The 26010-nt window shown below is 42.2% G+C and carries 23 protein-coding genes; 9 read left to right on the forward strand and 14 right to left on the reverse strand.

All coding sequences use genetic code 11. The features are described from left to right. Positions 1-4: 4 nt before the first annotated feature. The 5 genes from amtB to EAE92_RS04100 all read right to left on the reverse strand — a co-directional run bounded on the left by amtB (position 5) and on the right by EAE92_RS04100 (position 5962). Positions 5-1288: an ammonium transporter AmtB gene (gene amtB / locus EAE92_RS04080; RefSeq protein WP_214067177.1), complete on the reverse strand. Its 1284-nt coding sequence runs from the start codon at positions 1286-1288 to the stop codon at positions 5-7. Positions 1289-1310: 22 nt separating this feature from the next. Further along, a complete protein-coding gene (gene glnK / locus EAE92_RS04085; RefSeq protein WP_036808877.1) occupies positions 1311-1649 on the reverse strand; it encodes a P-II family nitrogen regulator in 339 nt (112 codons plus the stop codon). 178 nt (positions 1650-1827) lie between these two features. Further along, positions 1828-3612, reverse strand: a complete 1785-nt coding sequence (locus EAE92_RS04090; protein ID WP_214067145.1) for a SmdB family multidrug efflux ABC transporter permease/ATP-binding protein — start codon at positions 3610-3612, stop codon at positions 1828-1830. 11 nt (positions 3613-3623) lie between these two features. After that, a complete protein-coding gene (locus EAE92_RS04095) occupies positions 3624-5378 on the reverse strand; it encodes a SmdA family multidrug ABC transporter permease/ATP-binding protein (RefSeq protein ID WP_214067146.1) in 1755 nt (584 codons plus the stop codon). Between the two features lie 122 nt (positions 5379-5500). Continuing rightward, the gene (locus tag EAE92_RS04100; protein WP_214067147.1) at positions 5501-5962 is read right to left on the reverse strand and encodes an Lrp/AsnC family transcriptional regulator; all 462 of its coding nucleotides are present in this window, start codon (positions 5960-5962) and stop codon (positions 5501-5503) included. 127 nt (positions 5963-6089) lie between these two features. On the opposite strand from EAE92_RS04100, the gene EAE92_RS04105 reads away from it, so the two are divergent. Next, positions 6090-7142 carry a PLP-dependent cysteine synthase family protein gene (locus tag EAE92_RS04105; protein WP_214067148.1) on the forward strand — a complete coding sequence of 351 codons (1053 nt, stop codon included), beginning with the start codon at positions 6090-6092 and terminating at the stop codon, positions 7140-7142. A 32-nt stretch (positions 7143-7174) separates the two neighbouring features. Beyond that, the gene (gene queC, locus EAE92_RS04110) at positions 7175-7873 is read left to right on the forward strand and encodes a 7-cyano-7-deazaguanine synthase QueC (protein ID WP_214067149.1); all 699 of its coding nucleotides are present in this window, start codon (positions 7175-7177) and stop codon (positions 7871-7873) included. A gap of 28 nt (positions 7874-7901) precedes the next feature. Here the strand turns inward: queC and EAE92_RS04115 are convergent, their stop codons facing one another. From EAE92_RS04115 to bolA, 9 genes are all read right to left on the reverse strand, one after another. Then, complete coding sequence (locus EAE92_RS04115) at positions 7902-8309, reverse strand: acyl-CoA thioesterase (protein WP_046394481.1); 408 nt, start codon at positions 8307-8309, stop codon at positions 7902-7904. 155 nt (positions 8310-8464) lie between these two features. Then, positions 8465-8839, reverse strand: a complete 375-nt coding sequence (locus EAE92_RS04120; RefSeq protein ID WP_036808869.1) for a ComEA family DNA-binding protein — start codon at positions 8837-8839, stop codon at positions 8465-8467. A gap of 150 nt (positions 8840-8989) precedes the next feature. Continuing rightward, positions 8990-10861 carry a peptidylprolyl isomerase gene (gene ppiD / locus EAE92_RS04125; protein WP_214067150.1) on the reverse strand — a complete coding sequence of 624 codons (1872 nt, stop codon included), beginning with the start codon at positions 10859-10861 and terminating at the stop codon, positions 8990-8992. A gap of 177 nt (positions 10862-11038) precedes the next feature. Next, positions 11039-11314, reverse strand: a complete 276-nt coding sequence (gene hupB / locus EAE92_RS04130; RefSeq protein ID WP_011148005.1) for a nucleoid-associated protein HU-beta — start codon at positions 11312-11314, stop codon at positions 11039-11041. A gap of 228 nt (positions 11315-11542) precedes the next feature. Next, entirely contained in the window at positions 11543-13897 is a 2355-nt protein-coding gene (gene lon / locus EAE92_RS04135) for an endopeptidase La (protein WP_214067151.1), read from the reverse strand. A gap of 207 nt (positions 13898-14104) precedes the next feature. Next, positions 14105-15376, reverse strand: coding sequence for an ATP-dependent protease ATP-binding subunit ClpX (gene clpX, locus EAE92_RS04140; RefSeq protein ID WP_214067152.1), 1272 nt, complete (start codon positions 15374-15376; stop codon positions 14105-14107). 137 nt (positions 15377-15513) lie between these two features. Next, positions 15514-16137 carry an ATP-dependent Clp endopeptidase proteolytic subunit ClpP gene (clpP, locus tag EAE92_RS04145; RefSeq protein WP_036775116.1) on the reverse strand — a complete coding sequence of 208 codons (624 nt, stop codon included), beginning with the start codon at positions 16135-16137 and terminating at the stop codon, positions 15514-15516. A 272-nt stretch (positions 16138-16409) separates the two neighbouring features. Then, the gene (tig, locus tag EAE92_RS04150; protein WP_214067153.1) at positions 16410-17714 is read right to left on the reverse strand and encodes a trigger factor; all 1305 of its coding nucleotides are present in this window, start codon (positions 17712-17714) and stop codon (positions 16410-16412) included. A 380-nt stretch (positions 17715-18094) separates the two neighbouring features. Continuing rightward, positions 18095-18409, reverse strand: a complete 315-nt coding sequence (bolA, locus tag EAE92_RS04155; RefSeq protein WP_036775112.1) for a transcriptional regulator BolA — start codon at positions 18407-18409, stop codon at positions 18095-18097. Between the two features lie 243 nt (positions 18410-18652). Between bolA and EAE92_RS04160 the strand changes: the two genes are divergently transcribed. From EAE92_RS04160 to EAE92_RS04190, 7 genes are all read left to right on the forward strand, one after another. Continuing rightward, entirely contained in the window at positions 18653-19231 is a 579-nt protein-coding gene (locus EAE92_RS04160; protein ID WP_112894573.1) for a lipoprotein, read from the forward strand. 72 nt (positions 19232-19303) lie between these two features. Next, on the forward strand, positions 19304-20782 hold the full coding sequence (gene ampG, locus EAE92_RS04165; protein WP_214067154.1) for a muropeptide MFS transporter AmpG: 1479 nt from the start codon (positions 19304-19306) through the stop codon (positions 20780-20782). A 249-nt stretch (positions 20783-21031) separates the two neighbouring features. Further along, the gene (locus EAE92_RS04170) at positions 21032-21793 is read left to right on the forward strand and encodes a nucleoside-specific channel-forming Tsx family protein (RefSeq protein WP_214067155.1); all 762 of its coding nucleotides are present in this window, start codon (positions 21032-21034) and stop codon (positions 21791-21793) included. Positions 21794-22142: 349 nt separating this feature from the next. Then, positions 22143-23078, forward strand: a complete 936-nt coding sequence (gene cyoA, locus EAE92_RS04175; RefSeq protein WP_214067156.1) for a cytochrome o ubiquinol oxidase subunit II — start codon at positions 22143-22145, stop codon at positions 23076-23078. A 4-nt stretch (positions 23079-23082) separates the two neighbouring features. Further along, positions 23083-25074 carry a cytochrome o ubiquinol oxidase subunit I gene (gene cyoB / locus EAE92_RS04180; protein WP_036775101.1) on the forward strand — a complete coding sequence of 664 codons (1992 nt, stop codon included), beginning with the start codon at positions 23083-23085 and terminating at the stop codon, positions 25072-25074. After that, a complete protein-coding gene (locus tag EAE92_RS04185) occupies positions 25064-25678 on the forward strand; it encodes a cytochrome o ubiquinol oxidase subunit III (protein ID WP_214067157.1) in 615 nt (204 codons plus the stop codon). The genes cyoB and EAE92_RS04185 overlap by 11 nt, the downstream gene beginning before the upstream one ends. Continuing rightward, positions 25678-26010, forward strand: coding sequence for a cytochrome o ubiquinol oxidase subunit IV (locus EAE92_RS04190; protein ID WP_036775099.1), 333 nt, complete (start codon positions 25678-25680; stop codon positions 26008-26010). The genes EAE92_RS04185 and EAE92_RS04190 overlap by 1 nt, the downstream gene beginning before the upstream one ends.

The raw sequence follows: 26010 nt of genomic DNA on the forward strand, positions 1-26010 counted from the left end.
CAACTTAATTATAAGCACTCTCTCCGTGAGAATTAATATCCAACCCTTCCCTTTCAACTTCAACCGTAACCCGCAGCCCTACCAACAGATCAGCTATTTTAAAAGCAATAAAGGCAACAATGACTGACCAAACCACACAAACCAATATACTAAAAGCCTGGATACCAACTTGCTCTAACATGGTTATACCCTCTGCATGGCCGGTTCCTCCCAAAGATTTAGCCGTAAAAACCCCAGTCAGCAGGCAGCCAACGATCCCACATACGCCGTGTATACCAAATACATCACACACATCGTCAACACATAACCATCGTTTTAAAGCCACCACCCCCCAAAGCCCGGTAAAACCCGCGATCAGGCCAATGACTAATGCACCACCAACACCCACCATTCCGGCAGCAGGTGTAATACCAACCAGTCCAGCAATACAGCCTGAACATGCCCCTAAAAGAGACGGCTTATTACGGAAAAACCATTCTGCAAAAACCCATGACAGAATAGCGGCAGCAGTCGCCACAATGGTATTTAAAAATGCCAGAGCAGCTATCTCATTAGCCGCATTAGCAGAACCCGCATTAAAACCGAACCAACCAATATAGAGCACAGCAGTACCGGTGAAAACCATCGGCAAATTATGCGGTTTAAATGCTTCTTTCCCAAAACCAGTGCGTTTTCCCAGCAAGTAAGCACCAACTAATCCAGCTACAGCAGCGTTAACATGGACAACCGTACCACCCGCAAAATCCAATGCTCCATCCTGTGAAAGTACACCACCGCCCCAAACCATATGCGCCATAGGCAGGTAAGAAAATGTCAACCACAGCACACTAAAAATTAACAAAGCCGAAAAGCGAATACGCTCCCCTAATGCACCAACAATCAAAGCAACAGTGATACAAGCGAAAGAACCCTGAAATGCCACATGAATTAGCTGATAAAAACTGCCACTTAAGTCAGTGAATGCCAAATTCTTTAGCATCATTTGACTAAAACCACCGAGAAAACCATTCCCTGGTTCAAAAGCCAAGCTGTAACCGTAAATCACCCACAACACACATACTAAAGCAAAGCTCACCATAACCTGAGCCATGAGCGATAAAACGTTTTTACTCCGTAACAATCCACCATAAAACAGAGCAATTCCCGGAATGGTCATAAACAGAACAAGGACTGTACAAATCATCATAAAAGCATTATCAGCTTTGTCAGCAACGCCTTCCGCAGCCTGAGATAATGATGGTACACAACTGGCCACAATACCGGCAGCCACTGAGAATTGTCTTTTCACATCTATCTTCTCTATCAGTGAGTTACAGTGCCGCATCGTTAGTTTCTCCTGTTCTAATACGAATAGCCTGTTGTAATTCAACGACAAAGATTTTACCGTCGCCAACTTTTCCAGTGAAAGCTGATTGCTGAATAGCATGAATTACCTCCTCAACTAATTCATCTGCTACAGCAATATCTATCTTTATTTTAGGTAAAAAATTGACACTATATTCAGCTCCACGGTAAAGCTCCGCATGCCCTTTCTGACGCCCAAATCCTTTTACCTCTGTTATGGTCAACCCCTGAACACCAAGATTAGAGAGAACTTCCCGAATATCCTCTAATTTGAATGGTTTTATAATTGTCGTAATGAGCTTCATATATCCCCTTTCCATCCAGCTATTATGTTTGCAATAAGGAAATAGCAAAGGGTGTGCCAGAAACTAAAAGAATATAAAAATCAAATAATAATAAAGAAAATAAAAATTCTGGAGAATAAGAAGGAGGGAGAGTAGCGGATATACTCTCCCAGAGTGCACCTAATCAGTGCAAGCCTGATTAAATTAGTACCTCTTTTTCAGAGATTGTGCCACATTCATTTAGTGTCTCACCGACTTGTTGCAATTGATACATCTGATAATAACGTCCACACCTCGCCAATAATTGCTGATGGCATCCCTGTTCAACAACTGCACCACGATGTAGCACCAGAATGGTATCAGCTTCCACAATAGTAGACAGGCGGTGAGCAATCACGATCAACGTCGTTTGCTGACGAATCAACCTCAAAGCCTGTTGTACCATCTGTTCTGTACTAGAATCAATGTTTGCAGTCGCTTCATCAAGGATCAAAATTTGTGGCGTTTGCACTAACACTCTCGCCATAGCAAGCAACTGTTTTTGACCAGCCGACAACGTATTACCCTGCTCTCCCAAAATAGTATGAAGTCCATTAGATAATGTACGTACTAACTCAGCTAATTGCACGGTTTCCAATACCTGCCAAACTTTCTCTTCTGAGATATTCCGGCCAAGCGTAATATTATCAAAAAAAGAATCAGCAAGAACGACCGGGTCCTGCTGAACCATCGCTATACCATTGCGTAGTACCGAATGAGACAGGGATGATACAGGCCGACCATCGAGGTAAATTTCCCCTTTCTGCCACGGATAATATCCCATCAGTAAATTTGCCAACGTACTTTTACCACTACCGGTATGACCAACCAAAGCAACAAAACCATGAGCCGGAACCTGTAAATTGATGTCTTGTAAAACTACTTTGTCATCCCGATAAGAAAAGCTAACATTTTCTATATCAATTCGACCGCTAGACAGTGGCTGATTATCCATGCCATAGCCTTGTTGAGGACTATCCATTAATTCAAATATTCTCTCACCAGCAACCACAGCCTGCTGCAAGATAGATTGCTGGGAGGTCAACTCAATGAGTGGTTCATTCAACCGTGCCAAGTAATCGATAAAGGCATACAACACCCCAACACTAATTACGCCGATTCCATTAAAACCAAATAGCATGATAAGGCCACACAGTACCATAGCTGACACAAAATTCAGTAATGGTCGTAATAAAAGCCCGTCTAACCGTAGTGCCTGCATTCTTGCTTGATAATGAGCAAGATTAGTTGCCAGCATTCGTTCACCAAAACGGGCCTGCTGCCGGAATTGTTGGATGACACTCATTCCATTGATAATCTCGTTAAAATTATCATTAACGTCAGCTAAATAACTACGTACCTGTCGGACAATTGGTGTACTTAGATACTGATATATCGCCATAACAATTAATACGATAGGAAAAATAAGAATTGCAATCAATGCCATACGCCATTCCAGTACAAACATGGCAATCAACATAGCGCTAATTAATGCTATACCACGGAATATCGTAGGGACCACATTGACATAAAGATCTAGAACAGCCTCTGTATCATTCGTTACACGAGAAATTAATTGCCCTACTGGTTGATTATCAAAAGCACTCAAAGGCTGACGCAATGCCGCATTCATCACATCAGTACGAAGTTGACGAACAACATCAACTGATATTTGATTGAACAATAAAGCCTGGAAATAGTGTAATACAGCGGTGATCAGTTGCAGAGCAATAAAGGCTACAGCCAAGCCAATAACCAATCCAATGGGCATATTACCTGTTGCAACCATATTATCGATAAAATAACAAATTAGAACTGGACCACTTACCTCCGCAATTGCAGCCACCCACAACATAAGTACCGCCAGCACCAGCAGCTTACGATAATCTTTCCCATAAACCAGCAAACGTTTCAGAGACGGCCACAATTGACGAACCTTAGTCATCTCTATCTCCTTCATACGATTCCATCCTCACTATCCAGTGCTGCTTCAATCTGCTGATAATGATACATATCACGATACCATCCTGGTTGCTCCACCAGTTGCTGATGCTGTCCCTGCTGTATAATCGAACCTTGCTGCATCACCAAAATATTATCAGCATCAGTTAATGCCGACAGACGATGGGCACTAATAATGACAGTACGTTGTTGTCTCCATTGTCTTAGGTTTTGCAAAATACTGTATTCAGTTTGCCCATCAACCGCAGATAAGGCATCATCCAAAATCAAAATCTCTGTATCTAAGAGTAATGCTCTCGCAATAGAGATACGCTGCTTCTGCCCACCAGAAAGCATCACACCACGCTCCCCCACCTCCGTTTGATACCCTTCCGGTAAACGAAGAATATCTTCATGAACACAGGCAAAACGAGCAACTTCTTCAATTTGCTCCTGTGTAGCATCCGGACGTCCCAAAGCAATATTACTGGCAACGGTATCTGAAAACAGAAAAGGTGTTTGATTGACAACGGCAAAACGAGCCCGCCATTCATCCAACTGGATATCTGCAATTTTTATCGACTGGAAAAGAATTTCTCCCTCAGTTACATCAAACTGTCTCTGCATCAGAGCAAGCAGGGTACTCTTACCTGAACCTGTTAGACCACAGATCCCTAGTAACTGCCCAGGAGATAACCTGAAATTAATTTGATTCAGAACACTTTTATTACTTTGAGGATAATTAAAAGATTTAATATCCACATTCAGGATACTACGCTCAGGTGATAAATGACGGAGACCATTTTTAATGACAGGAGGTTCTTGTAATAAACTACGGATACGGCTATATGCAGCACCTCCCCGTTCAACAATATTAAACATCCATGCTAGCGCCAACATTGGCCAAATCATCAAACCAAGGTACATTACGAAGCTAGTAAGTTCCCCCAGTGTTAATCCCCCATTCAACACCATCCAACTACCCCCTCCGACAGCCAACAAATCTGATATACCGATTGCAATAACAATTGTCGGATCAAACCGGGCATCTACTCTGGCAACATACATATTCTTACGGCTAGCTTCTACTGCAACTTGCTCAAACTGATTTGCTTGTAGATCTTCAAGACCAAATGCCTTGATCATGCGAATACTAGTTAAACTCTCCTGAGCTTGATTATTCAGAGCAGAAAACGCGCCTTGTGCCGATTTAAAACGATGATGTAGTTGATCACCATATCGTTTAATAATAATTGCCATAATAGGCATAGGTAACATAGCCAATAACGTTAACTGCCAACTAATTTGCACACTCATTACGATCAACACAGCGCAGCCCATAACTAGCGAATCAACCAACGTTAACACGCCTTCCCCTGCGGCAAACACCACCCGTTCCACATCATTAGTGGCACGAGCCATCAAATCGCCCGTACGGTGACGCAGATAGAATTCCGGGTTTTGGCAACTGAATTGTCGGTAAAAATTATTCCGTAATTTAACCGCTAATTGATATGACGCCCCAAACAACCATAATCGCCATATATATCGTAGAATATAAACAAACAACGCTACGACCAACATAACACCAATCCATATCATCAATTGGTAAGATGACATAGATCGAGTACTAACACCATCAACAATGACGCCCACCAAATATGGAGGAACTAGCAGCAGAATAGAAATGATAATAAGCAGGCTTACTGCTCCAAGGTAGCGACGCCATTCACTACGAAAGTACCAACTTAATTGAGAAAATAATATCACACGTGTATATCCCGAAATATAAATTTATATTTAAATATAAACTTAAATATAAATTTAAATAAATAATAAGAACATCGAATCAAACTCAAAATAATTGAATTAATTCTCTGAATAATAGTGGACTAATCTGGTATTGGCAATACCGTAGTATACTTGATTTTTTCCATTGCAAAGTTGGATGTAACATCAATCAACCCCGGGATACCGTTTACCATACGCTTGTAAAAAAGATCATAACTTTTCATATCTACAACTTCAACATGCATCAGATAATCACACTCACCAGCCATACGATAAAAAGCCAAGACTTCTGGCATTTGTTTTATAAATGCGACAAATTGCTCATACCAAGCACTATTATGCTGCTGAGTTCTGATCATAACAATTACTGTCAGCCCTAATCCTAATTTTTCGCTATCAAGCAAAGCAACTTTGCCAACGATATAGCCTTCATCTTCAAGTCGTTTTAGTCGCTTCCAACAAGGAGTAGAGGTAAGATTAACAGCTTCCGCCAATGCATTCAGAGACAGACTACAGTCTTCCTGTAGTAACTTAAGCAACTTGCGGTCTGTTTTATCCAACATAGCTACCTCTTATAGAAAATTTTTCCATCAAGAAACCACATATTAAGAAAAATAACAATCTATTTCTCCCAATATCAAGTTAATCTACCCGCCGTCAATTATTTTTAAATTATAGAGTTAATAATTAATGTCACACAGTTGGACCACCAAGGCAATCAGAGAGATTCAAGCAGATCATCAACGCAGTTCTGACACTCATCTTATCCGCCTTAATTTACCGGTTTTCCCAGGTATCCATTTGTATCTAAAAGATGAAAGCACCCATCCAACCGGTAGTCTGAAACACAGGCTTGCTCGTTCTTTATTCCTTTACGCACTTAGTAATGGCTGGATAAAGGAAGGTACCCCGGTTATTGAATCCTCATCGGGTAGTACCGCTGTATCCGAAGCCTATTTTGCCCGCCTGCTTGGGTTACCTTTTATTGCTGTTATGCCCTCATACACCGCTAAACGTAAGATTCAGGAAATTGAATTTTATGGTGGTAAATGCCATTTTGTTAACCATTCAGCACAAATTTATGACGAGTCAGAACGACTAGCGAAAGAACTAAATGGACATTATATGGATCAATTTACTTACGCCGAAAGAGCAACAGACTGGCGAGGTAATAACAATATTGCTGAAAGTATTTTTCGCCAGATGCAAATGGAACCATTTCCTGAACCAGATTACATCGTTATGAGCGCTGGTACTGGGGGGACTTCTGCAACTTTAGGGCGCTATATCCGTTACCAAGGGCATAACACGAAACTAATTGTTGTCGATCCAGAAAACTCTATATTCTATGACTATTACCGCCAAAATTGCTGTGATATTCGTGGCAATTATAGCAGTAAGATTGAGGGTATTGGCCGCCCACGGGTTGAGCCTTCTTTTATTCCTTCGGTTATTGATGACATGATACAAATACCCGATTGCGCCAGCATTGCAACAATTTACTGGCTGGAAAAATTGTTAGGCAGAAAAGTTGGCGCATCTACGGGGACCAATGTCTGGGGAGCTCTCCTGCTTGCTAACCAAATGCATGAGCGTGGAGAACAAGGTGCAATAGTAACTTTACTGTGCGACAGTGGTGAACGTTATCTTGATACTTATTACAACCCAGATTGGATAAAAAATAACATCGGCGATATTTCACCTTATCTCAAACAACTATCCAATTTCCGTAGTTATAAGTAACATAACCATTTTATTCCAATGAGGATGTTACAATGAGACGAGCAGTTGTTGTATTCAGTGGTGGGCAAGATTCCACTACCTGCCTGATCCAGGCAATTAATCAATATGACGAAGTACATTGTGTCACTTTTGATTATGGTCAGCGCCATCATGCCGAAATTGATGTTGCACGTAATGTCAGCCATTCTCTTGATGTTGTTGCACATAAAGTACTGGATGTCACATTACTTAATGAACTGGCTCTCAGCAGTCTGACTCGTGATAACATCCCTGTTCCCGACTATAGTGAAAGTGAAAAGAGCGCCATACCCAGTACATTTGTCCCTGGCCGCAATATTTTGTTCCTGACACTGGCTGCTATATATGCTTACCAAGTTGAAGCGGAAGCGGTTATTACTGGCGTATGTGAAACTGATTTCTCCGGTTACCCTGATTGCCGTGATGAATTCGTCAAAGCGCTGAATAAAGCTGTAAGCCTTGGCATTGCCCGTGATATCCGTTTTGAAACGCCATTAATGTGGCTAAACAAAGCTGAAACTTGGGCATTGTCCGACTACTACCAGCATTTAGACTTTGTTCGTAGTCAGACATTAACTTGCTACAACGGCATTCAAGGTAATGGATGTGGTACATGTGCCGCTTGTCATCTCAGAGCTAACGGATTAGAACAATATCTAAGTGCGCCTGAAAAAATAATGACTGAAATGAAAGCAAAAACACATTTAATTTAATCCCAATGGCAATGAGAGCCTTCACCTTTCATTGCCCTGTTTTCACCAAAGCTCCCATTATTTCACGTAATTCACCTTCAATAGACAATGCCCTTTGCGTTTTTCTATCAATCCAGACAAACGTAGTCTTGGCATCTGCAATAAGTTGATTGTTCCTTCTGCGTATGATTTCCTGAGAAAATACACCACTTCTGTTTCTCAGCTCCGTCAATCGACAATCCACTTCCAATTCATCGCCAAGAACTGCCGAACTACGATAATTAATATTAATGTTGACCACGGCAAACCCAACGTTATTTTTCTGTATCCATTCCACTACAGAATGCTTATGCAACCATTCCCACCGAGCACTTTCCAGAAATTCCAAATAGCGAGCATTGTTCACATGCTGAAACAAATCTATATGATAACCATGAACTTTTATAATTGAACTCATAATATTGCCTTTATGTTAAAGTCACTCATCTGACCAGGTTGATTTCACAATAGCAAAACAAAAAATTCACACTAATTAAAGTGATTTATTTGCAACCTTGATCACAACATCCCCATTCATAAAAAAAATCATGAATGAGGATGATAGATAATATACTAGTAACTCAACTTACTTCTATTTCGTTCAATAAAAACTGGTCCTATTCCCTGAACCTCCTGTAACTGCTCCACCGTAGTAAACGCACCATGTTTTTCTCGATATTCAACGATTCCTTGTGCCTTTTTTACCCCAATACCATTTAGTGCTTTTGCTAACTCTTCCGCACTTGCAGTATTAATATTCACCTTTCCCTTTTCTTCTACTTTCAAAGCATCCTGCTGCTGTAATTGCTTTTCTGATGAAGAATTACTGGTAGTATTGGCTGTTTTAGCTACTTTATCTTTTACTTGTTCAGTGGCAATCGCGAATTGCCCTCCACACGCATAAAGCAAGCCAACGAGCAAAACAGATAAAATTCCCGATTTTTTCATATTAATTCCTCCATGTTTTATGAGCGGAAAAAAGATTGCCACAGATAAATTTGAGTACAATGGACAAAGATCAGATATGCGAAAGGCCGCGAAAGCGGCCTTTATTGACAAGATAATTACAAAGATATTTGCGATATTCTCCGCAAATTTTTATTCGATATGACCTAACTTAATTTTGGCTTTTTCACGCAAGCTAACCAGTAAAGACTCCAGCATAGCGTTACCCATTTCACTCTGATAGCTATCAATCATGCTTTTAATTTGTTCTTCGGATACAACACCTGGAGTAACTTTATCTAGTTGGATCAACACAACATCATCCAAACTATTTTTCGTCAAACCATATCCTGCCTTACCTCCTTTCGGCCGTGGTAAAGCAAATACTGCACCAACTAACACATTATCCTGAGATGTACGCTGAATAACCTGAGATTCACCAAATTGAATACCTGCATCTTTCAAGGCTTGCTCACCTTTACCTTCTTTTAAGGCAGCCAGTAATTTCTCACTTTCGACTTGAAGTTGTTTTTCAGCTTTCTGACGTTTAACCAATTCAGTAACTTGCTCTTTAACTTTCTCGAAGGGTTGTACTGTTTCTGGCTTATAATTATCTACACGGAGAACAAATGCACGATCACCTTCAACGGAGATAACATCAGAGTTAGTCCCTGTTGGCCCCTGTCCATCAACAAGATTACCTTCAAAAATGGCATGAATGACGGCCCCAAAATTAATCTCTGTCGGCACACTATTGCGATCAAACCAATCAGTCGTCACAATCTTAATACCTGAAACTTCCTCAGCCGCAGCTAGAGATTCATTATCGCTAGTAGCAGCATCACTAACCTTCTGTTGCAGAGCATAGAAAGCATCTACTGCTTTTTCCTGCTTAACCGTTTTCTCAATTTCAGAACGAACTTCAGATAAGGGCTTAATTACTTGAGGCTTAACATCATCCAAATGGAAAATAGCGAAGCCATTAGAAACCTTAAGCACAGAAGAAATTTGGCCTTTCTCTTTCAAATTAGCTTGTTTCAACTCTTCAGGAAGAGCATCCTCTTCCATCCAACCGATCTCACCACTATTTTTCGCTGAAAACTTATCCGTAGATTTTTTAGTCGCTAATTTACCAAAATCAGCACCTTTATTTAACTCATCAAGCACTGTTTTGGCTTCAGCTTCAGTTGCAAGCTGAATCAGACTGTATTTTTTCTGTTCTGGTTGAGTATAACGTTTCAAATTATGTTCGTAGTAAGCATCAACATCAGCAGATGTAGCTGAAACTTTATTCATTTCATCTACAGCGTCCATCTTGATATAGCTAACTTTCACTTCTTCTGGAGCAATAAAGCTGCTTTTATTCAGATTATAATAATCTTGCAAATCTTTATCTGTTACTTCCTGCTGCGCCTGCATTTTCTTCAGCTCCAGTGTAACCATACGGACAGTTCTCTGTTGCAGAAGTAATTCAGCGCTGAGTTTCACCTCACTAGGCAATGCTATTTCACTACCAGAAAAAGCCATAATTAATTGTTGATTAACTAAATTCTGGCGTGTTTGTTCAGCAAAAATATCTGGACTCATATTGGAACGATCGAGCAACTCCAGATATTTGTTGTTATCAAATTTACCATTTGTCTGAAAGTAAGAGATATTTCGGATAGAATCCTTAACTTGCTCATCGCTGGCAGATAAACCCAATGCACGGGAATATTGCTCAATCAGTACATTATTAATTAGACGCTCCAAAGCCTGATTACGAATCTGCTTCATGCTTTGTTCGTCACTTGCCAACACTGAGAATTTATCTCCCAATTGCTCTTGCAATGCGTTTCTCTCTTGCTGAAACGCACCCTCCAATTGAGCACGACTGATAGCCTGGCCATTCACTTCGGCAGCATAACTACCAGCTCCACTTGTCAGGTAGCCGCCAACCCCCGTCAAAACAAAAGACAGGATAATGAGAGCCAGCACGATTTTAAGCACAGGACTGTTTGCCGCCGTGCGTAGGTTGTCCATCATAAAGAGGCAAAACTCCGCTTTGGTGAAATTGAAAACGCCATATTACGCTAATTCAAGCGCTAAGAGAAAAAAAGCGCACCAATCAATTGATGCGCTTCTATTTTAACTTACCAAACCTGTCTCGTCAGTCTATGTTTGCCAATATAACAAGGACTGATAAACAATATTTGGTTCATGTCACCCATTAACAGCGTCTTTCAAACCTTTACCTGGACGGAAAGCAGGTACTTTAGCCGCAGCAATTTTGAGCTCTTTTCCTGTTTGAGGGTTACGGCCTGTACGTGCAGAACGTTCACGAACAGCAAAAGTACCGAATCCCACCAGAGCAACATCATCGCCATCCTTCAATGCACCCGTTACAGAAGAAATAAATGCATCTACTACACGCCCTGCGGCTGCTTTAGAAATATTAGAGTCAGCAGCAATCTTGTCGATCAGTTGTGATTTATTCACTCTTATCATCCCCATATAGTTTTTACTATCGCATCAGAATCCTAACGGATAACCCGATAGCAGTGCCGTTATATCAATCCTTTCCGATATTGGCAAGAAATCATAAGACAACAAAATATTTATTAGACAGTTCATCCAAGTTAGCAATATAAAAAGGCTGGCAAGCCTGAATTCGCTTACCAGCCTATATTTCATTCATGATTATTGAGGTAATTCACTATTTTTGCACTATTGAACTGACACTAATTCTGCGCCAAACACAGGGTCCTGCAATGTAATAGCCAAAACATCTTCAATACGTTTTACTGGATGGATCTGTAGATCTGCAATAATATTTTGGGGAATTTCTTCCAGATCACGTTTATTTTCTTCCGGAATTAAGACTGTTTTGATTCCGCCTCGATGAGCTGCCAATAGTTTCTCTTTCAAACCACCGATTGGCAGAACTAAACCACGCAATGTGATTTCACCGGTCATAGCAACATCAGCTCGAACCGGATTACCGGTCAGACAGGAAACCAATGCTGTACACATGGCGATACCCGCACTTGGGCCATCTTTTGGCGTCGCACCTTCCGGAACGTGGACATGAATATCCCGTTTCTCATAAAAATCAGCGTTGATACCCAACTTATCAGCACGAGCACGAACAACGGTTAATGCTGCTTGAATGGACTCCTGCATAACCTCACCGAGTGAGCCGGTATAGGTTAGTTTACCTTTCCCTGGAACACACGCGGTCTCAATAGTTAGTAAATCACCACCAACTTCAGTCCATGCAAGTCCTGTGACCTGACCAATACGGTTTTCCGTATCTGCACGGCCATAATCCACACGTTGAACACCCAGATAATCTTTTAAGTTATCTGCGTTGATTTCAATATGTTTTAAATTTTTATCCATTAACAATGCTTTTACCGTCTTACGGCACAGCTTAGAAATTTCTCTCTCTAAACTACGCACTCCTGCTTCACGAGTGTAATAACGGATAATCCCAATAATAGCGCTGTCATCAACAGTTAATTCGCTTTCTTTCAGGGCATTACGCTCAATCTGCTTAGGCAGCAAATGACGTTTGGCAATATTCAATTTTTCATCTTCGGTATAACCAGAAAGACGAATAATCTCCATACGATCCAACAATGGCGCCGGAATATTCATAGAGTTGGATGTCGCAACAAACATGACATCTGACAGATCATAATCGACCTCCAGATAATGGTCGTTAAATGCCACGTTCTGTTCCGGGTCCAAAACTTCCAGCAAGGCAGAAGCTGGATCACCACGCATATCAGATGACATCTTATCAATCTCATCCAGCAGAAACAGAGGGTTCTTCACTCCAACTTTGGACATTTTTTGGATCAATTTGCCCGGCATAGAGCCAATATAGGTACGACGATGACCACGGATTTCAGCTTCATCACGAACCCCACCCAGTGCCATACGCACATATTTCCGCCCGGTCGCTCGTGCAATGGACTGACCTAAAGAGGTTTTACCCACCCCTGGAGGCCCAACCAAGCATAAAATCGGCCCTTTAATTTTACTAATTCGGCTTTGTACTGCCAGGTACTCAAGGATACGCTCTTTCACACGTTCCAAACCATAATGATCGGTATCCAAAGTTTCCTGAGCTTTAACCAAATCTTTTTTAACTTTACTGCGAGCAACCCACGGAACCTGCACCATCCAATCGATGTAACTACGGACAACCGTCGCTTCCGCCGACATAGGAGACATCATCTTCAGTTTTTGCAATTCAGCTTCGGCTTTTTCACGAGCCTCTTTGGGCATTTTTGCTGCTTCAATTTTACGCTTTAGGGTCTCATACTCATCAGGCGCATCATCCATTTCACCCAATTCTTTCTGAATCGCTTTCATCTGTTCATTCAGGTAGTACTCGCGCTGGCTTTTTTCCATTTGTTTCTTCACGCGGTTACGAATGCGTTTTTCTACCTGTAACAAATCAATTTCTGACTCCATCATTGCCATCAGATATTCAAGACGCTCAACGACATCAGACATTTCCAACACAGTCTGTTTATCACTAAGCTTCAATGGCATATGCGCAGCAATTGTATCAGCTAATTTAGCGGCATCTTCGACACTGTGTAACGAGGTCAGAACCTCTGGCGGAATTTTTTTATTTAATTTAATGTAGCCTTCAAACTGATTAATAGCTGTCCTGATCATAACTTCTTGCTCACGCTCATCAACGAGCGGCGAGTCAAGATACTCAGCATGAGCAGAAAAATGTTCGCCATTATCAGCCTGAGTCGTAATGCGGGCACGTTTCAACCCTTCGACAAGCACTTTTACCGTGCCGTCAGGCAGTTTTAACATCTGTAAAATAGAAGCTACGGTACCAACGGAGAAAAGGTCATTAACCCCTGGCTCATCAGTTGAAGCTTCTTTTTGCGCAACCAACATGATCTGTTTGTCATGATCCATTGCTGCTTCCAGGCAGTGAATAGACTTCTCACGCCCTACAAACAATGGGATCACCATATGCGGGTAAACCACCACATCGCGCAGAGGCAATACAGGGATTTCTATGCGTTCGGAACGCTCAAGATTCATAGAGCTCTCTCTTCGTTTAGCTTTCGCCAGTTTTTAGGAATCTCGTGAAACACGGTTCTCACGAGTTTCACTCCATAGAATATAAAATATATGGGGACAGGAATTTGACATTCAATGGTATGGCACTTTAATAAAAACAAAATGAGGGTAATCCCCTCATTTTATTCAATAATATCTCGTTTAGTGAATTCCCTGTCCTAGATTCAATTATTCACCAGAAACCTGGGCATCCGGTTTGCTGTAAATCAGCAAAGGCGCAGATTGACCATTGATAACAGATTCGTCTACAACAACTTTTCCAACGTTTTCCATTGATGGTAGATCGTACATAGTGTCCAACAATGCGCCTTCAACAATAGAGCGTAGGCCGCGGGCCCCAGTTTTACGAACCATTGCTCTCTTAGCAATAGCAGTCAGGGCTTCACTTCTGAATTCCAGATCAACGCCTTCAAGGTTAAACAGTGCTTGATACTGCTTGGTCAACGCATTTTTAGGCTCTTTCAAAATCTGAATCAATGCTTCCTCACTCAATTCACTGAGCGTGGCGACAACAGGCAACCGCCCAATAAATTCAGGGATAAGCCCAAATTTGATAAGATCTTCCGGTTCAGCCTGTGCAAGCAGTTCGCCTTCAGTCGCTTTTTCTGACTCACCTTTGACTTTCGCACCAAATCCAATACCCGTACTGGTATTTAAACGCTGGCCAATGACTTTATCCAGACCTGCAAACGCACCACCACAAATAAATAGGATTTTGGAGGTATCTACCTGTAAAAACTCCTGCTGAGGATGTTTACGCCCCCCTTGAGGAGGAACTGCCGCAATTGTACCTTCAATCAGCTTCAGCAACGCTTGCTGTACACCTTCACCTGAAACATCCCGAGTAATTGACGGGTTATCAGATTTACGTGAAATTTTGTCAATTTCATCAATGTAAACAATACCGCGTTGAGCTTTTTGTACATCGTAGTCACATTTTTGCAGTAATTTCTGAATAATGTTTTCTACGTCTTCTCCTACATATCCCGCTTCGGTCAGCGTAGTCGCATCGGCCATGGTAAAAGGAACGTCAAGATAACGAGCCAATGTTTCAGCTAGTAGCGTTTTACCACTCCCTGTTGGACCAATAAGCAGAATATTACTTTTACCTAATTCAACACCGTTACTGGTATCGCCATTACGTAACCGTTTGTAATGGTTATAAACAGCAACCGCCAACACTTTTTTCGCCGTTTCCTGGCCGATAACATAATCATCCAAATGCTGACGGATCTCATGAGGCGTTGGTAATGCACTACGCTCACGATGTGGTACAAGCTCTTTAATTTCTTCGCGAATAATGTCGTTACATAAATCCACACATTCATCGCAGATATATACTGACGGGCCAGCAATCAATTTTCGCACTTCATGTTGGCTTTTCCCGCAGAAAGAGCAATACAGCAGCTTTCCTGAACCGTCTTTGCGCTTATCTGTCATCAGTCACAACCTCACTTTATCAACTGCTCCCCCAGATCTATCTGGCAAAGCAGGAAACTTCTGCTATTACCCCGAACGTCATAGCTTTACCAAATGGTAAGCTGAATGTTTATATTATAGCTTCCGGGAATAATAAATTAATCGCGATGGGTGAAAATCTTATCAACCAATCCATACTCTACGGCTTCATCTGCCGACAAGAAACGATCACGTTCTGTATCTTTCGCGATCTCTTCAATAGGTCTTCCCGTATGTTTTGCCATTAACTCATTCATACGAGATTTTACTTTCAATATTTCCTGAGCGTGAATTTCAATATCTGTAGCTTGTCCCTGGAAACCGCCTAATGGCTGATGGATCATAACCCGGGAATTTGGCAAACAGATACGTTTTCCCTTTGCGCCGGCAGTCAACAAGAATGCTCCCATTGAACATGCCTGCCCCATACAAATAGTACTGACATCCGGTTTAATAAACTGCATCGTATCATAGATGGACATTCCCGCAGTAATCACGCCACCTGGCGAATTGATATATAAGAAAATATCTTTTTCCGGATTCTCCGCCTCAAGAAACAGCATCTGGGCTACAACCAGGTTTGCCATATGATCTTCAACCTGACCGGTCAGAAAAATAATACGTTCTTTTAATAAGCGCGAATAGATATCGTACGAACGTTCCCCACGCGCAGTCTGTTCAACTACCATCGGCACCAGAGCCATGTGAGGCGCATATTGATCCCGCTTGTCGCTATATGACATTTTCGTCTCCTAATAGAATTCATGTTGGTGCCATTCATAACCAATTCTACTTGAGATAAGCGATGATGACCATGATTCAAAGTTAACCAATCAAGGGGGAATTACCCCTGAAAAATTTTGCAATCATATACATAATATTAAAAAGGATCTGGGGTTAAACCCACTTTTTTCAAGAAAAATCTTGCCTCTTACTTATAAAAAAACCCGCAGATTTATCTGCGGGTTCATTTCACTAAGACAACAAATTCATTATCTCACGACAAAATTAAAACTTATGCCATTTGATTCTGATTCATTAACTCATTGAAAGTGGTTTCTTTTTCAGAAACTTTTGCTTTCCCCAAAAGAACTTCAACAGCTTGTTCTTCCAAAGCAATATTACGAACATTATTCATCAATTCTTGGTTTTTACCATAGAATTCGATCACTTCTTGAGGATCTTCATAGGCAGAAGCCATTTCCTCGATTAATGCTTTAACACGCTCTTCATCAGCTTTCAGTTCATTACTGCTGATAACTTCACCTAATAGCAGACCAACAACAACGCGACGTTTAGCTTGTTCTTCAAACAGTTCACGAGGCAGTTCCAGAGCTTGTTTTTCATTGCCGCCAAAACGTTGAGCCGATTGACGGCGCAGAACATCAATTTCGCTATCGACAACAGCGGCCGGCACATCGATTTCGTTAGCCTTAACCAAACCTTCGATAACTTGAGATTTAATACGGTTACGAACTGCATTTTTCAGTTCACGCTCCATATTTTTACGTACTTCTGCACGCAGACCATCAACAGTGCCATCAGCAATACCGAAACGTTTGATGAATTCTTCATTCAACTCCGGCAGTTCACGCTGTTCCACTTTTTTCAATGTGATCGCAAACTTAGCAGCTTTCCCTTTCAGATTCTCAGCGTGATAATCTTCTGGGAAATTGACATCAATGGTAAATTCTTCTCCAGCTTTATGACCAACAATGCCCTCTTCAAAACCTGGGATCATGCGGCCCTGCCCCATAGCCAGAACAAAGTCAGATGCCTTACCACCTTCAAACTCTTCACCATCAACAAAACCATTGAAGTCAACAGTAATACGATCTTCCGCGCCAACAGCTTCTTCGGTTTCTTTCCAATTAGCCTGCTGCTTACGCAATGTTTCCAGCATTGCATCAACATCTTCGTCTTTTACTTCAACAACAGGTTTTTCAACTTCAATGGCTTCCAGATCTTTCAATTCAACTTCTGGATAAACTTCAAACTCTACAGAGTAAGTGAAATCTTCACCATTTTTGAATTGTTCTGGCGCATAACTTGGCGCACCCGCTGGATTAATTTTTTGTTCGATGATTGCATTAATAAAGTTACGTTGCATCAAATCACTCAGAACGTCTTGAATGACAGAAGCGCCGTAACGCTGTTTAACGATGTTCATAGGCACTTTGCCTTTACGGAAACCATCGATACGAACTTTTTTTGCTACATTGACCAACTCACTACTAACTGCTTTCTCAACATCGGCAGCAGGAACGGTGATTGTCACACGACGCCCAAGGCCTTGAGTGGTTTCAACAGAAACTTGCATCTTTTTACCTCAAAAAAATCATAGTGCTCGGTCAACTCCAGAGACCATACAACCAGCACATATTTGTATGTACCAATCGCAACACTCTCTAAGAACCGGGGCGGTCGCATTTAAAAACCGAGAATCCCTGATGTCAGAAGCGTCCCGAAACCATTCTAAAAATTAGACGCGACATTATAGCGATGCAGACGGTGTGAGTCGAGAATTGCTGAAAAAAGGCCGAACTATTCATCAACTTCACAGGATAACGATTATTCAGCGGCTAAATTTACATCCAAAACGGATGCATATATAAAACATAAAAACGGCCCGAAGACCGTTCGCTAAATTTATTCTATTGTGTAAGAAAATGCCCAAAATTAAGTATCAATCAGCGGATTTCAGGCAACAATATTACCCCCGCGACATGCTGGTGACGCTAAAACAGTATCCTGTAATTCATTCCACTCTTTTTCTGTATAGGTATGCAACGCCAAAGCATGAACACCTGCGGACAATTCTGCCGATAATACGCTGTAAACAGAACGATGGCGATTCAGCATACGTTCACCAGCAAATTTATTACTGATGATTACGACCTTAAAATGGCTTTCAGAACCTACGGGTACATTGTGACGATAACTTTCATCAATGACCTCAAGATACGAGGGATTAAATGCAGCCTGTAATTTTTCTTCTATATCCTGATACACCATATCATTCTCCTTAACCACACAGCAGTCGTACTGCCAACCATACTAATAATTTTAGTCTATTCTCCATGAGTTATAGCGCCAACGCATTAAAATATCTTTTAATCGAATCCCACATCATAAGGTTTTTATATGCGTTTACCCCATCAGGGATATGCCATGATCAAAAGGCAGTGCTATTATTGACGCAATTTATGCTATTGATAAGTATTACTGGATATCCTTATCACCGATGAGAAAATTAACATGTTGAAAAGAATCTTATTCCCACTCATTGCGCTTTTTCTTCTTGCTGGTTGTGCCGCTCCCAGCAATACCTTGACCATTGAACCTAAAATTACATTGCCAACAGCAGATCCAACAATGGGCGCGATTACCATCAGTATCAGCGGTGCCGACAATCGTCAGTCTCAGACACTTGCTCAAGTTAACCGCAATGCAAAGCTGGAAATACTGAAACCCTCCCGTGATCTGCGCTTTCTACTCCAGGAAATCCTGGAAAAACAGATGACCGCCCGTGGTTATATGATTGGATCTCCAGCCAATGCCAATCTGCAAATTATTGTGAACAATCTATATGCAGACGTTAAAGAAGGTAGCCTGCGCCATAATATTTCAACAAAAGCCGATATTTCCATCATTAGTACAGCGCAAAATGGCAGTAAACAAGTTAAAAATTACCGCACTAGTTACAATGTACAAGGCCCTTTAGGCGCAACTAACGAAAAAATTGCTGATGCGGTCAATACTGTCTTATCAGAAGTCATAGCAGATATGGCTCAAGATCCCTCAGTCAGCAATTTCATCAAACAAAATGCTCGCTAATTAAAGGATTAATTGTTTATTAAAGGACTAATTATTTACTCTGCCCGCCAAGGGCAGGGTTTTGGGGGGCACATGTCTTATCGTTATCTCAACGTTTTTACCCAACATAACTCACGAATCCTGCTTTTACTCGGCTTTGTTTCTGGTTTACCGCTCGCATTGACTGCCAGCACCCTGCAAGCATGGATGACTGTCGAAGACATTGATCTTAAAACAATTGGCTTCTTTTCTCTTGTCGGCCAAGCATATGTTTTCAAATTTCTTTGGTCCCCTTTTATGGACCGATTTACCCTCCCTTTTCTCGGGCGCCGCCGTGGTTGGCTACTTGTTACACAGTCATTACTCATAACCAGTATCGCTGCAATGGGTTTTCTCCAACCATCTCAACATTTATGGTGGCTGGCCACACTAGCGGTAACCATTGCCTTCTGCTCCGCATCACAGGATATCGTCTTTGATGCTTATAAAGCCGATTTATTGAGTAGCGAAGAGCGGGGTGTAGGTGCTGCCGTTTCGGTACTTGGTTATCGATTAGCCATGTTGGTTTCAGGCGGGTTAGCACTATGGATCGCAGACCGCTATATTGGCTGGCAACACACCTACTGGTTGATGGCTGGATTGATGCTAATTGGCATCTATGCGACGTTAAAAGCTAGAGAACCTGAAATTGACGCTCCGCCACCAAAAACACTCCAGCAAGCCGCAATAGAACCATTAGCCGATTTTTTTAATCGCAATAATGCATGGCTGATACTACTGTTGATTGTCATGTATAAAATGGGAGATGCCTTTGCCGCCAGCCTAAGTACCCCATTTCTAATCCGTGGTATTGGCTTTGATGCTGGTGAAGTCGGAATGATCAACAAAACGCTAGGATTAACGGCAACCATCGTTGGTGCATTATATGGTGGTTATTTGATGCAACGATGGAGTTTATTCCGCTCACTCATGAGCTTTGGCATCCTTCAAGCGATTTCCAATATCGGATACTGGCTGTTATCTATTACTGACAAAAATATCTACACTATGGGTAGCGCCGTTTTTCTGGAAAATATCTGTGGCGGAATGGGAACCGCTGCATTTGTCGCCCTAATTATGGCGTTATGTCATAAATCATTCTCTGCGACACAGTTTGCTTTATTATCTGCTTTATCTGCTGTTGGGCGAGTCTATGTCGGCCCAATTGCGGGTTGGTTCGTTGAATTACACGGCTGGCCAAACTTCTATCTATTCTCTATAGCGGCCTCTGTTCCAGGCTTATTACTGTTATTTGTCTGCCGCCAGACTCTGGTTTATACCCAGCGAACTAATGATTTTATGCCACGTACTGAGTTCAAAAATTTCTATCGTCTAGCGCTTGGCTTACTATCATTAGCAAGCATCTTGCTCACATTTTGGTTACTTATCATCATCACCAATGCTCTTAATTGGACTCATACGCCTGATCTGGCCGAAACATTACTACTATGGGGAGTACAAATTGGTATCACAAGCATCATTCTCGGTAGCTTTCTAGATTATCTTGCATTAAGAAAGTGCAAATTGGCTTAAAAGGTGAAAATATTAAGTTAATTTATCAAAGGTTGACGACCGTCAGCCTTTGATATCCCAGCCCTCTTTTTAAATATTTAAGTGATAGCGATCACACTTCAAATAGTCATTTGCCAAAAGTGCTATTTTCGAGTGATTATTTAATTGTTCAATGTTCATATCTGCGTAGAATCAGACTACCATTTTAAGGGTTATTTAATATAGCTTTAAAACCCAAAACCTCTTTTCATGGATGCGTTAGAGAAATTTATGAGAACAACCATTCTGGCTACTGCTTTATTCACCACCGTCTCAGTTCCCGCTTATGCTGAATATCAAGGGGGCTTTGCTAATATCAGCATGAACTACCTCGACTGGACTAGCCATACCACACACAAGTCAGGGCAAACCTCTCATAAAGACGACTTTGCCTATTTGGAACTGGAAGGCGGAGCCGGCTTTGACTGGGGTGAATTATACGGGTTCTTTGATCTGGAAAATGCTTTCAACAGTCAACATGCTGAACCAGGGGATAACCAAAGATACACTTTTAAAACAACCGGTCGCTTTTATCTGGCTGATACTGGTTTCAACCTCTATGGTCATGTTTACGGTACTTACTCCCTCCCAGGTACAGCACACGGCGGGAACTTCCACGAGGTAAATACCCTCTATGGTATTGGTTACAACACTGATTTCGCCGGTGTCTGGTTCAAACCATTCGTTGCGCTGCACTATGTTGACCAAACTTTCTACTCCGGTAATAACGGCTATGTCGTTGGCTGGGTTGCGGGTTACGACTTTCAACTCTGGGAAGAAAAATTCAGCATAACTAACTGGAATGAAATAGAACTTAACAGGAATGAACGCTACGGCAACGGTGGACGAAACGGCGCCAATGGAGCAATAGCGTTATGGTGGACGCCTCACCAATCCTTCACAACCGGCATTCAATATCGATATGCCGATCATAAATTAGGTGAAGACTTCTGGCAGGATGCGATTGTCTACTCCATTAAATATAATTTCTAATTATTGATTTTAATTGTGGGCTGCCAAAAGCGGCTCACAATTAATTTAATTCCTAAATAAAATGACTACGGTGGAAATTTTTAAAGCAAATTTTTTTATTTTTTTCCTTTCACCTAAAAAATATAAAATGATTTAGTACAAATTCATATTTCCGCACTATTTCGTTACAATTAAATAACCTTTTCAAGCTAACTTCTGATTAATCTTACAGTTGCATGTGATCCCAGTAACATAAAGGGTTAACAACCCCTCAACTAACTATTACAAATGTTTACACTCCAGTGGCCTTACCGTAGAATGCCCGCACTGATGAAACGACAATAGAGCTTTTGTTATTTGGGGTCGTTAGATGAGACTTATGAAATACAATAAAAGTATTGGGATATTGTCAATACTAGCGGCTACTCTTATGCTGAGTGGCTGCGATATGGTATTGATGAATCCTAAAGGCGCTATCGGCGCTGAACAAAAAACACTGATACTTACGGCTATTGGCTTGATGCTGATCATCGTTATTCCGGTAATCATCATGGCATTCACTTTTGCCATGCGTTACCGCGAAGCCAACAAAAGTGCTACCTATCACCCTAACTGGGCACACTCAAATAAAATTGAGCTGGTAGTATGGACCGTTCCTATCATTATCATTCTTATTTTAGCAACCATTACCTGGAAAACAACCCACGAGCTTGACCCATATAAACCACTGGTCAGTGATGAAAAACCCGTGACTATTGAAGTTATTTCTCTTGATTGGAAATGGCTATTCGTTTACCCGGAGCAAGGTATCGCCACAGTTAACGAAATTGCTTTCCCTACTGGGGTTCCTATTAACTTCAAAATCACCTCTGATTCTGTGATGAACTCATTCTTCATCCCACAGTTAGGTGGTCAAATCTATGCAATGGCTGGCATGCAGACTAAACTTCACTTAATTGCCGATGAACCTGGCACTTATAAAGGTTTATCCAGTAGCTATAGTGGCCACGGCTTCTCCGGCATGAAATTTACTGCTACCGCTACCGCAGATCGTGAAGGTTTTGAACAATGGGTTCAAAAAGTGAAAGCCTCTCCCAAAACCTTGGATACCATGCAGGCATTTAACGAGTTAGCTAAACAAAGCCAGAACCATCCGGTTGAATACTTCTCAAGCGTTAAGCCTAACCTGTATCAAGACATTATTGCCAAATTTATGGGCAACATGAATATGCATGGCGGCCACGGTGCAACGACAGGTCATAACATGAATATGAGCGAGACCGCTCATGCCGGAGTTGAGGAATAAAGTAATGTTGGGAAAATTAACACTTGATGCAATCCCATTGCATGAGCCCATTGTCATGGTCACTCTTGCTGGGATTCTCTTCGCAGGGCTCGCGATTGTCGGAGCCCTGACCTATTTCCGTAAATGGAAATGGCTGTGGAGCGAGTGGTTAACCAGCGTTGACCACAAGAAAATCGGTATTATGTACATTATTGTGGCGCTGGTCATGATGCTCCGTGGCTTCGCCGATGCCATCATGATGCGTGGTCAGCAGGCTGTCGCCTCTGCGGGTGCAGAAGGTTTCCTGCCGCCGCACCACTATGACCAGATCTTTACCGCCCACGGCGTCATCATGATTTTCTTCATGGCGACACCTTTTGTTGTCGGCCTGATGAACATCGTGGTTCCACTACAGATCGGCGCTCGTGACGTAGCATTCCCATTCCTGAACTCACTGAGTTTCTGGTTCTTCGTCGTTGGCGTTGCGCTGATTAACATCTCTCTGGGTGTGGGTGAATTCGCTCAGACCGGCTGGTTAGCTTATCCTCCGCTCTCAGGTATAGAATATAGCCCAGGCGTTGGGGTCGATTATTGGATATGGAGTCTTCAAATATCCGGTATCGGTACCTTGCTGACAGGCGTTAACTTCTTTGCGACGATCCTGCGTATGCGTGCCCCTGGCATGTCCATGATGAAAATGCCTGTATTCTCTTGGGCAGCACTCTGTACTAACGTACTTATCATCGCCGCATTCCCAATTCTGACAGTTACCATTGCCCTGCTAACTTTTGACCGTTACATGGGTACCCATTTCTTCACCAATGATATGGGCGGTAACATGATGATGTATATCAACCTGATATGGGCTTGGGGTCACCCTGAAGTTTATATTCTGGTGCTGCCAGTCTTTGGTGTTTTCTCTGAAGTGACTGCGACGTTCTCGAAAAAACGACTGTTCGGCTACACTTCTCTGGTGTGGGCAACCATTGCCATCACCGTATTGTCGTTTATCGTATGGCTGCACCACTTCTTTACGATGGGTTCTGGCGCGAACGTTAACGCTTTCTTCGGCATAGCCACCATGATTATCTCGATTCCGACAGGCGTTAAGATTTTCAACTGGCTGTTCACCATGTATCGAGGCCGTATTGAGTATAAAACACCGATGTTGTGGACCGTTGGCTTCATCGTCACCTTCTCTATCGGTGGTATGACCGGCGTTCTGCTGGCAGTTCCAGGCGCAAACTTCGTTCTGCATAACAGCTTGTTCCTGATTGCACACTTCCATAACGTGATCATCGGTGGTGTTGTTTTCGGTTGTTTCGCTGGTACTGCTTACTGGTTTCCGAAAGCTTTTGGTTTCACACTGAATGAAAAATGGGGTGTCCGCGCATTCTGGTTCTGGATCATCGGCTTCTTTATCGCCTTTATGCCAGTTTACGCGCTCGGCTTTATGGGAATGACCCGTCGTATTAGCCAAGATATCAACCCTGAATTCCATACTCTGCTGGTCGTCTCCGCGATTGGTGTCGCACTGATTGCCGTTGGTATCCTGTGTCAGGTCATTCAATTCTACGTGAGTATCCGTGACCGTGACCAAAACCGTGACCTGACCGGTGACCCTTGGGGCGGACGTACTCTGGAGTGGGCAACATCTTCTCCACCGCCGTTCTACAACTTTGCTGACGTTCCACATGTGCAAACCCGTGATGCATGGTGGGATATGAAAGAAAAAGGCACTGCTTATAAGCGTCCTGCTCAGTATGAAGAAATTCATATGCCTAAAAACGCCGGGGCGGGTGTAATCATTGCTGGCTTTAGCTTGCTGTTTGGTTTCGCCATGATTTGGCATATCTGGTGGCTGGTTATCGCAAGCTTTGCAGGCATGATTATCACTTGGATTGCAAAAAGCTTTGATGAAGATGTTGATTACTACGTACCCGTTGCTGAAGTTGAGCAAATTGAGAATCAACACCATGAACAAATTAGCAAGGCAGGTCTGAACCATGTCAACTGAAACTATGACTAACCACAATCATGCCCACGAGCATCATGGGCACCACGATGCGGGAGCCACTAAAGTATTCGGTTTCTGGGTCTACTTGATGAGTGACTGTATTCTGTTCGCATGTCTGTTTGCGACTTATGCAGTACTCGTTAACGGAACCGCGGACGGCAAATCTGGTAAAGAGCTTTTCGACCTCTCTTTTGTATTGGTTGAAACTTTCCTACTGTTATTCAGTAGTATCACTTATGGCTTTGCCATGCTGGGAATGAACAAAGGAAAAATCGGCCAGGTTAACGCCTGGCTTGGTATGACTTTCCTGTTCGGCCTTGGCTTCGTGGCGATGGAATTGTACGAATTCCATCATCTGATTGTTGAAGGCTACGGCCCTAACCGCAGTGCATTCTTGTCTGGATTCTTCGCACTGGTTGCTACTCACGGTATCCACGTTACCTGTGGTCTGGTCTGGATTATCATCATGATAATTCAAGTCACCCGCCGCGGTTTAACTGATGTCAACAAAACCCGTCTGAACTGCCTGAGCTTGTTCTGGCACTTCCTGGATGTGGTCTGGATCTGTGTATTTACCGTTGTTTATCTGTTAGGAGCTATGTAATGAGTCATTCTAATACTGCTCATACTGGAGCTAGCCACGGTAGCCTGAAGTCTTATCTGATCGGCTTTGTTCTTTCAGTCATCCTGACAGTGATTCCGTTCTGGATGGTAATGGATGGTTCTGCCTCCCATACGACTATCCTGACAACGGTAGTCGCTCTGGCTGTGGTGCAGATTATTGTTCATTTTATCTACTTCCTGCACATGAACACTTCGTCAGAAGAGCGCTGGAACTTAGTAGCATTGCTGTTCACCATTTTAATTATCGGTATTGTTGTTGTTGGCTCACTATGGATTATGTACAACCTCAACATTAATATGATGGTTGATTAA

The sequence above is a fragment of the Photorhabdus hainanensis genome, assembly GCF_018448965.1.
GTDB classification, from domain to species: Bacteria; Pseudomonadota; Gammaproteobacteria; order Enterobacterales; family Enterobacteriaceae; genus Photorhabdus; species Photorhabdus akhurstii.

What these genes read in the sequence shown, in the direction of transcription:
- glnK (WP_036808877.1), bottom strand. Translation starts at nt 1,649, where the DNA reads ATGAAGCTCATTACGACAATTATAAAACCATTCAAATTAGAGGATATT.
- EAE92_RS04090 (WP_214067145.1), bottom strand. Translation starts at nt 3,612, where the DNA reads ATGACTAAGGTTCGTCAATTGTGGCCGTCTCTGAAACGTTTGCTGGTT.
- EAE92_RS04100 (WP_214067147.1), bottom strand. Translation starts at nt 5,962, where the DNA reads ATGTTGGATAAAACAGACCGCAAGTTGCTTAAGTTACTACAGGAAGAC.
- EAE92_RS04105 (WP_214067148.1), top strand. Translation starts at nt 6,090, where the DNA reads ATGTCACACAGTTGGACCACCAAGGCAATCAGAGAGATTCAAGCAGAT.
- queC (WP_214067149.1), top strand. Translation starts at nt 7,175, where the DNA reads ATGAGACGAGCAGTTGTTGTATTCAGTGGTGGGCAAGATTCCACTACC.
- EAE92_RS04115 (WP_046394481.1), bottom strand. Translation starts at nt 8,309, where the DNA reads ATGAGTTCAATTATAAAAGTTCATGGTTATCATATAGATTTGTTTCAG.
- EAE92_RS04120 (WP_036808869.1), bottom strand. Translation starts at nt 8,839, where the DNA reads ATGAAAAAATCGGGAATTTTATCTGTTTTGCTCGTTGGCTTGCTTTAT.
- ppiD (WP_214067150.1), bottom strand. Translation starts at nt 10,861, where the DNA reads ATGATGGACAACCTACGCACGGCGGCAAACAGTCCTGTGCTTAAAATC.
- lon (WP_214067151.1), bottom strand. Translation starts at nt 13,897, where the DNA reads ATGAATCTTGAGCGTTCCGAACGCATAGAAATCCCTGTATTGCCTCTG.
- clpX (WP_214067152.1), bottom strand. Translation starts at nt 15,376, where the DNA reads ATGACAGATAAGCGCAAAGACGGTTCAGGAAAGCTGCTGTATTGCTCT.
- clpP (WP_036775116.1), bottom strand. Translation starts at nt 16,137, where the DNA reads ATGTCATATAGCGACAAGCGGGATCAATATGCGCCTCACATGGCTCTG.
- tig (WP_214067153.1), bottom strand. Translation starts at nt 17,714, where the DNA reads ATGCAAGTTTCTGTTGAAACCACTCAAGGCCTTGGGCGTCGTGTGACA.
- bolA (WP_036775112.1), bottom strand. Translation starts at nt 18,409, where the DNA reads ATGGTGTATCAGGATATAGAAGAAAAATTACAGGCTGCATTTAATCCC.
- EAE92_RS04160 (WP_112894573.1), top strand. Translation starts at nt 18,653, where the DNA reads ATGTTGAAAAGAATCTTATTCCCACTCATTGCGCTTTTTCTTCTTGCT.
- ampG (WP_214067154.1), top strand. Translation starts at nt 19,304, where the DNA reads ATGTCTTATCGTTATCTCAACGTTTTTACCCAACATAACTCACGAATC.
- EAE92_RS04170 (WP_214067155.1), top strand. Translation starts at nt 21,032, where the DNA reads ATGAGAACAACCATTCTGGCTACTGCTTTATTCACCACCGTCTCAGTT.
- cyoA (WP_214067156.1), top strand. Translation starts at nt 22,143, where the DNA reads ATGAGACTTATGAAATACAATAAAAGTATTGGGATATTGTCAATACTA.
- cyoB (WP_036775101.1), top strand. Translation starts at nt 23,083, where the DNA reads ATGTTGGGAAAATTAACACTTGATGCAATCCCATTGCATGAGCCCATT.
- EAE92_RS04185 (WP_214067157.1), top strand. Translation starts at nt 25,064, where the DNA reads ATGTCAACTGAAACTATGACTAACCACAATCATGCCCACGAGCATCAT.
- EAE92_RS04190 (WP_036775099.1), top strand. Translation starts at nt 25,678, where the DNA reads ATGAGTCATTCTAATACTGCTCATACTGGAGCTAGCCACGGTAGCCTG.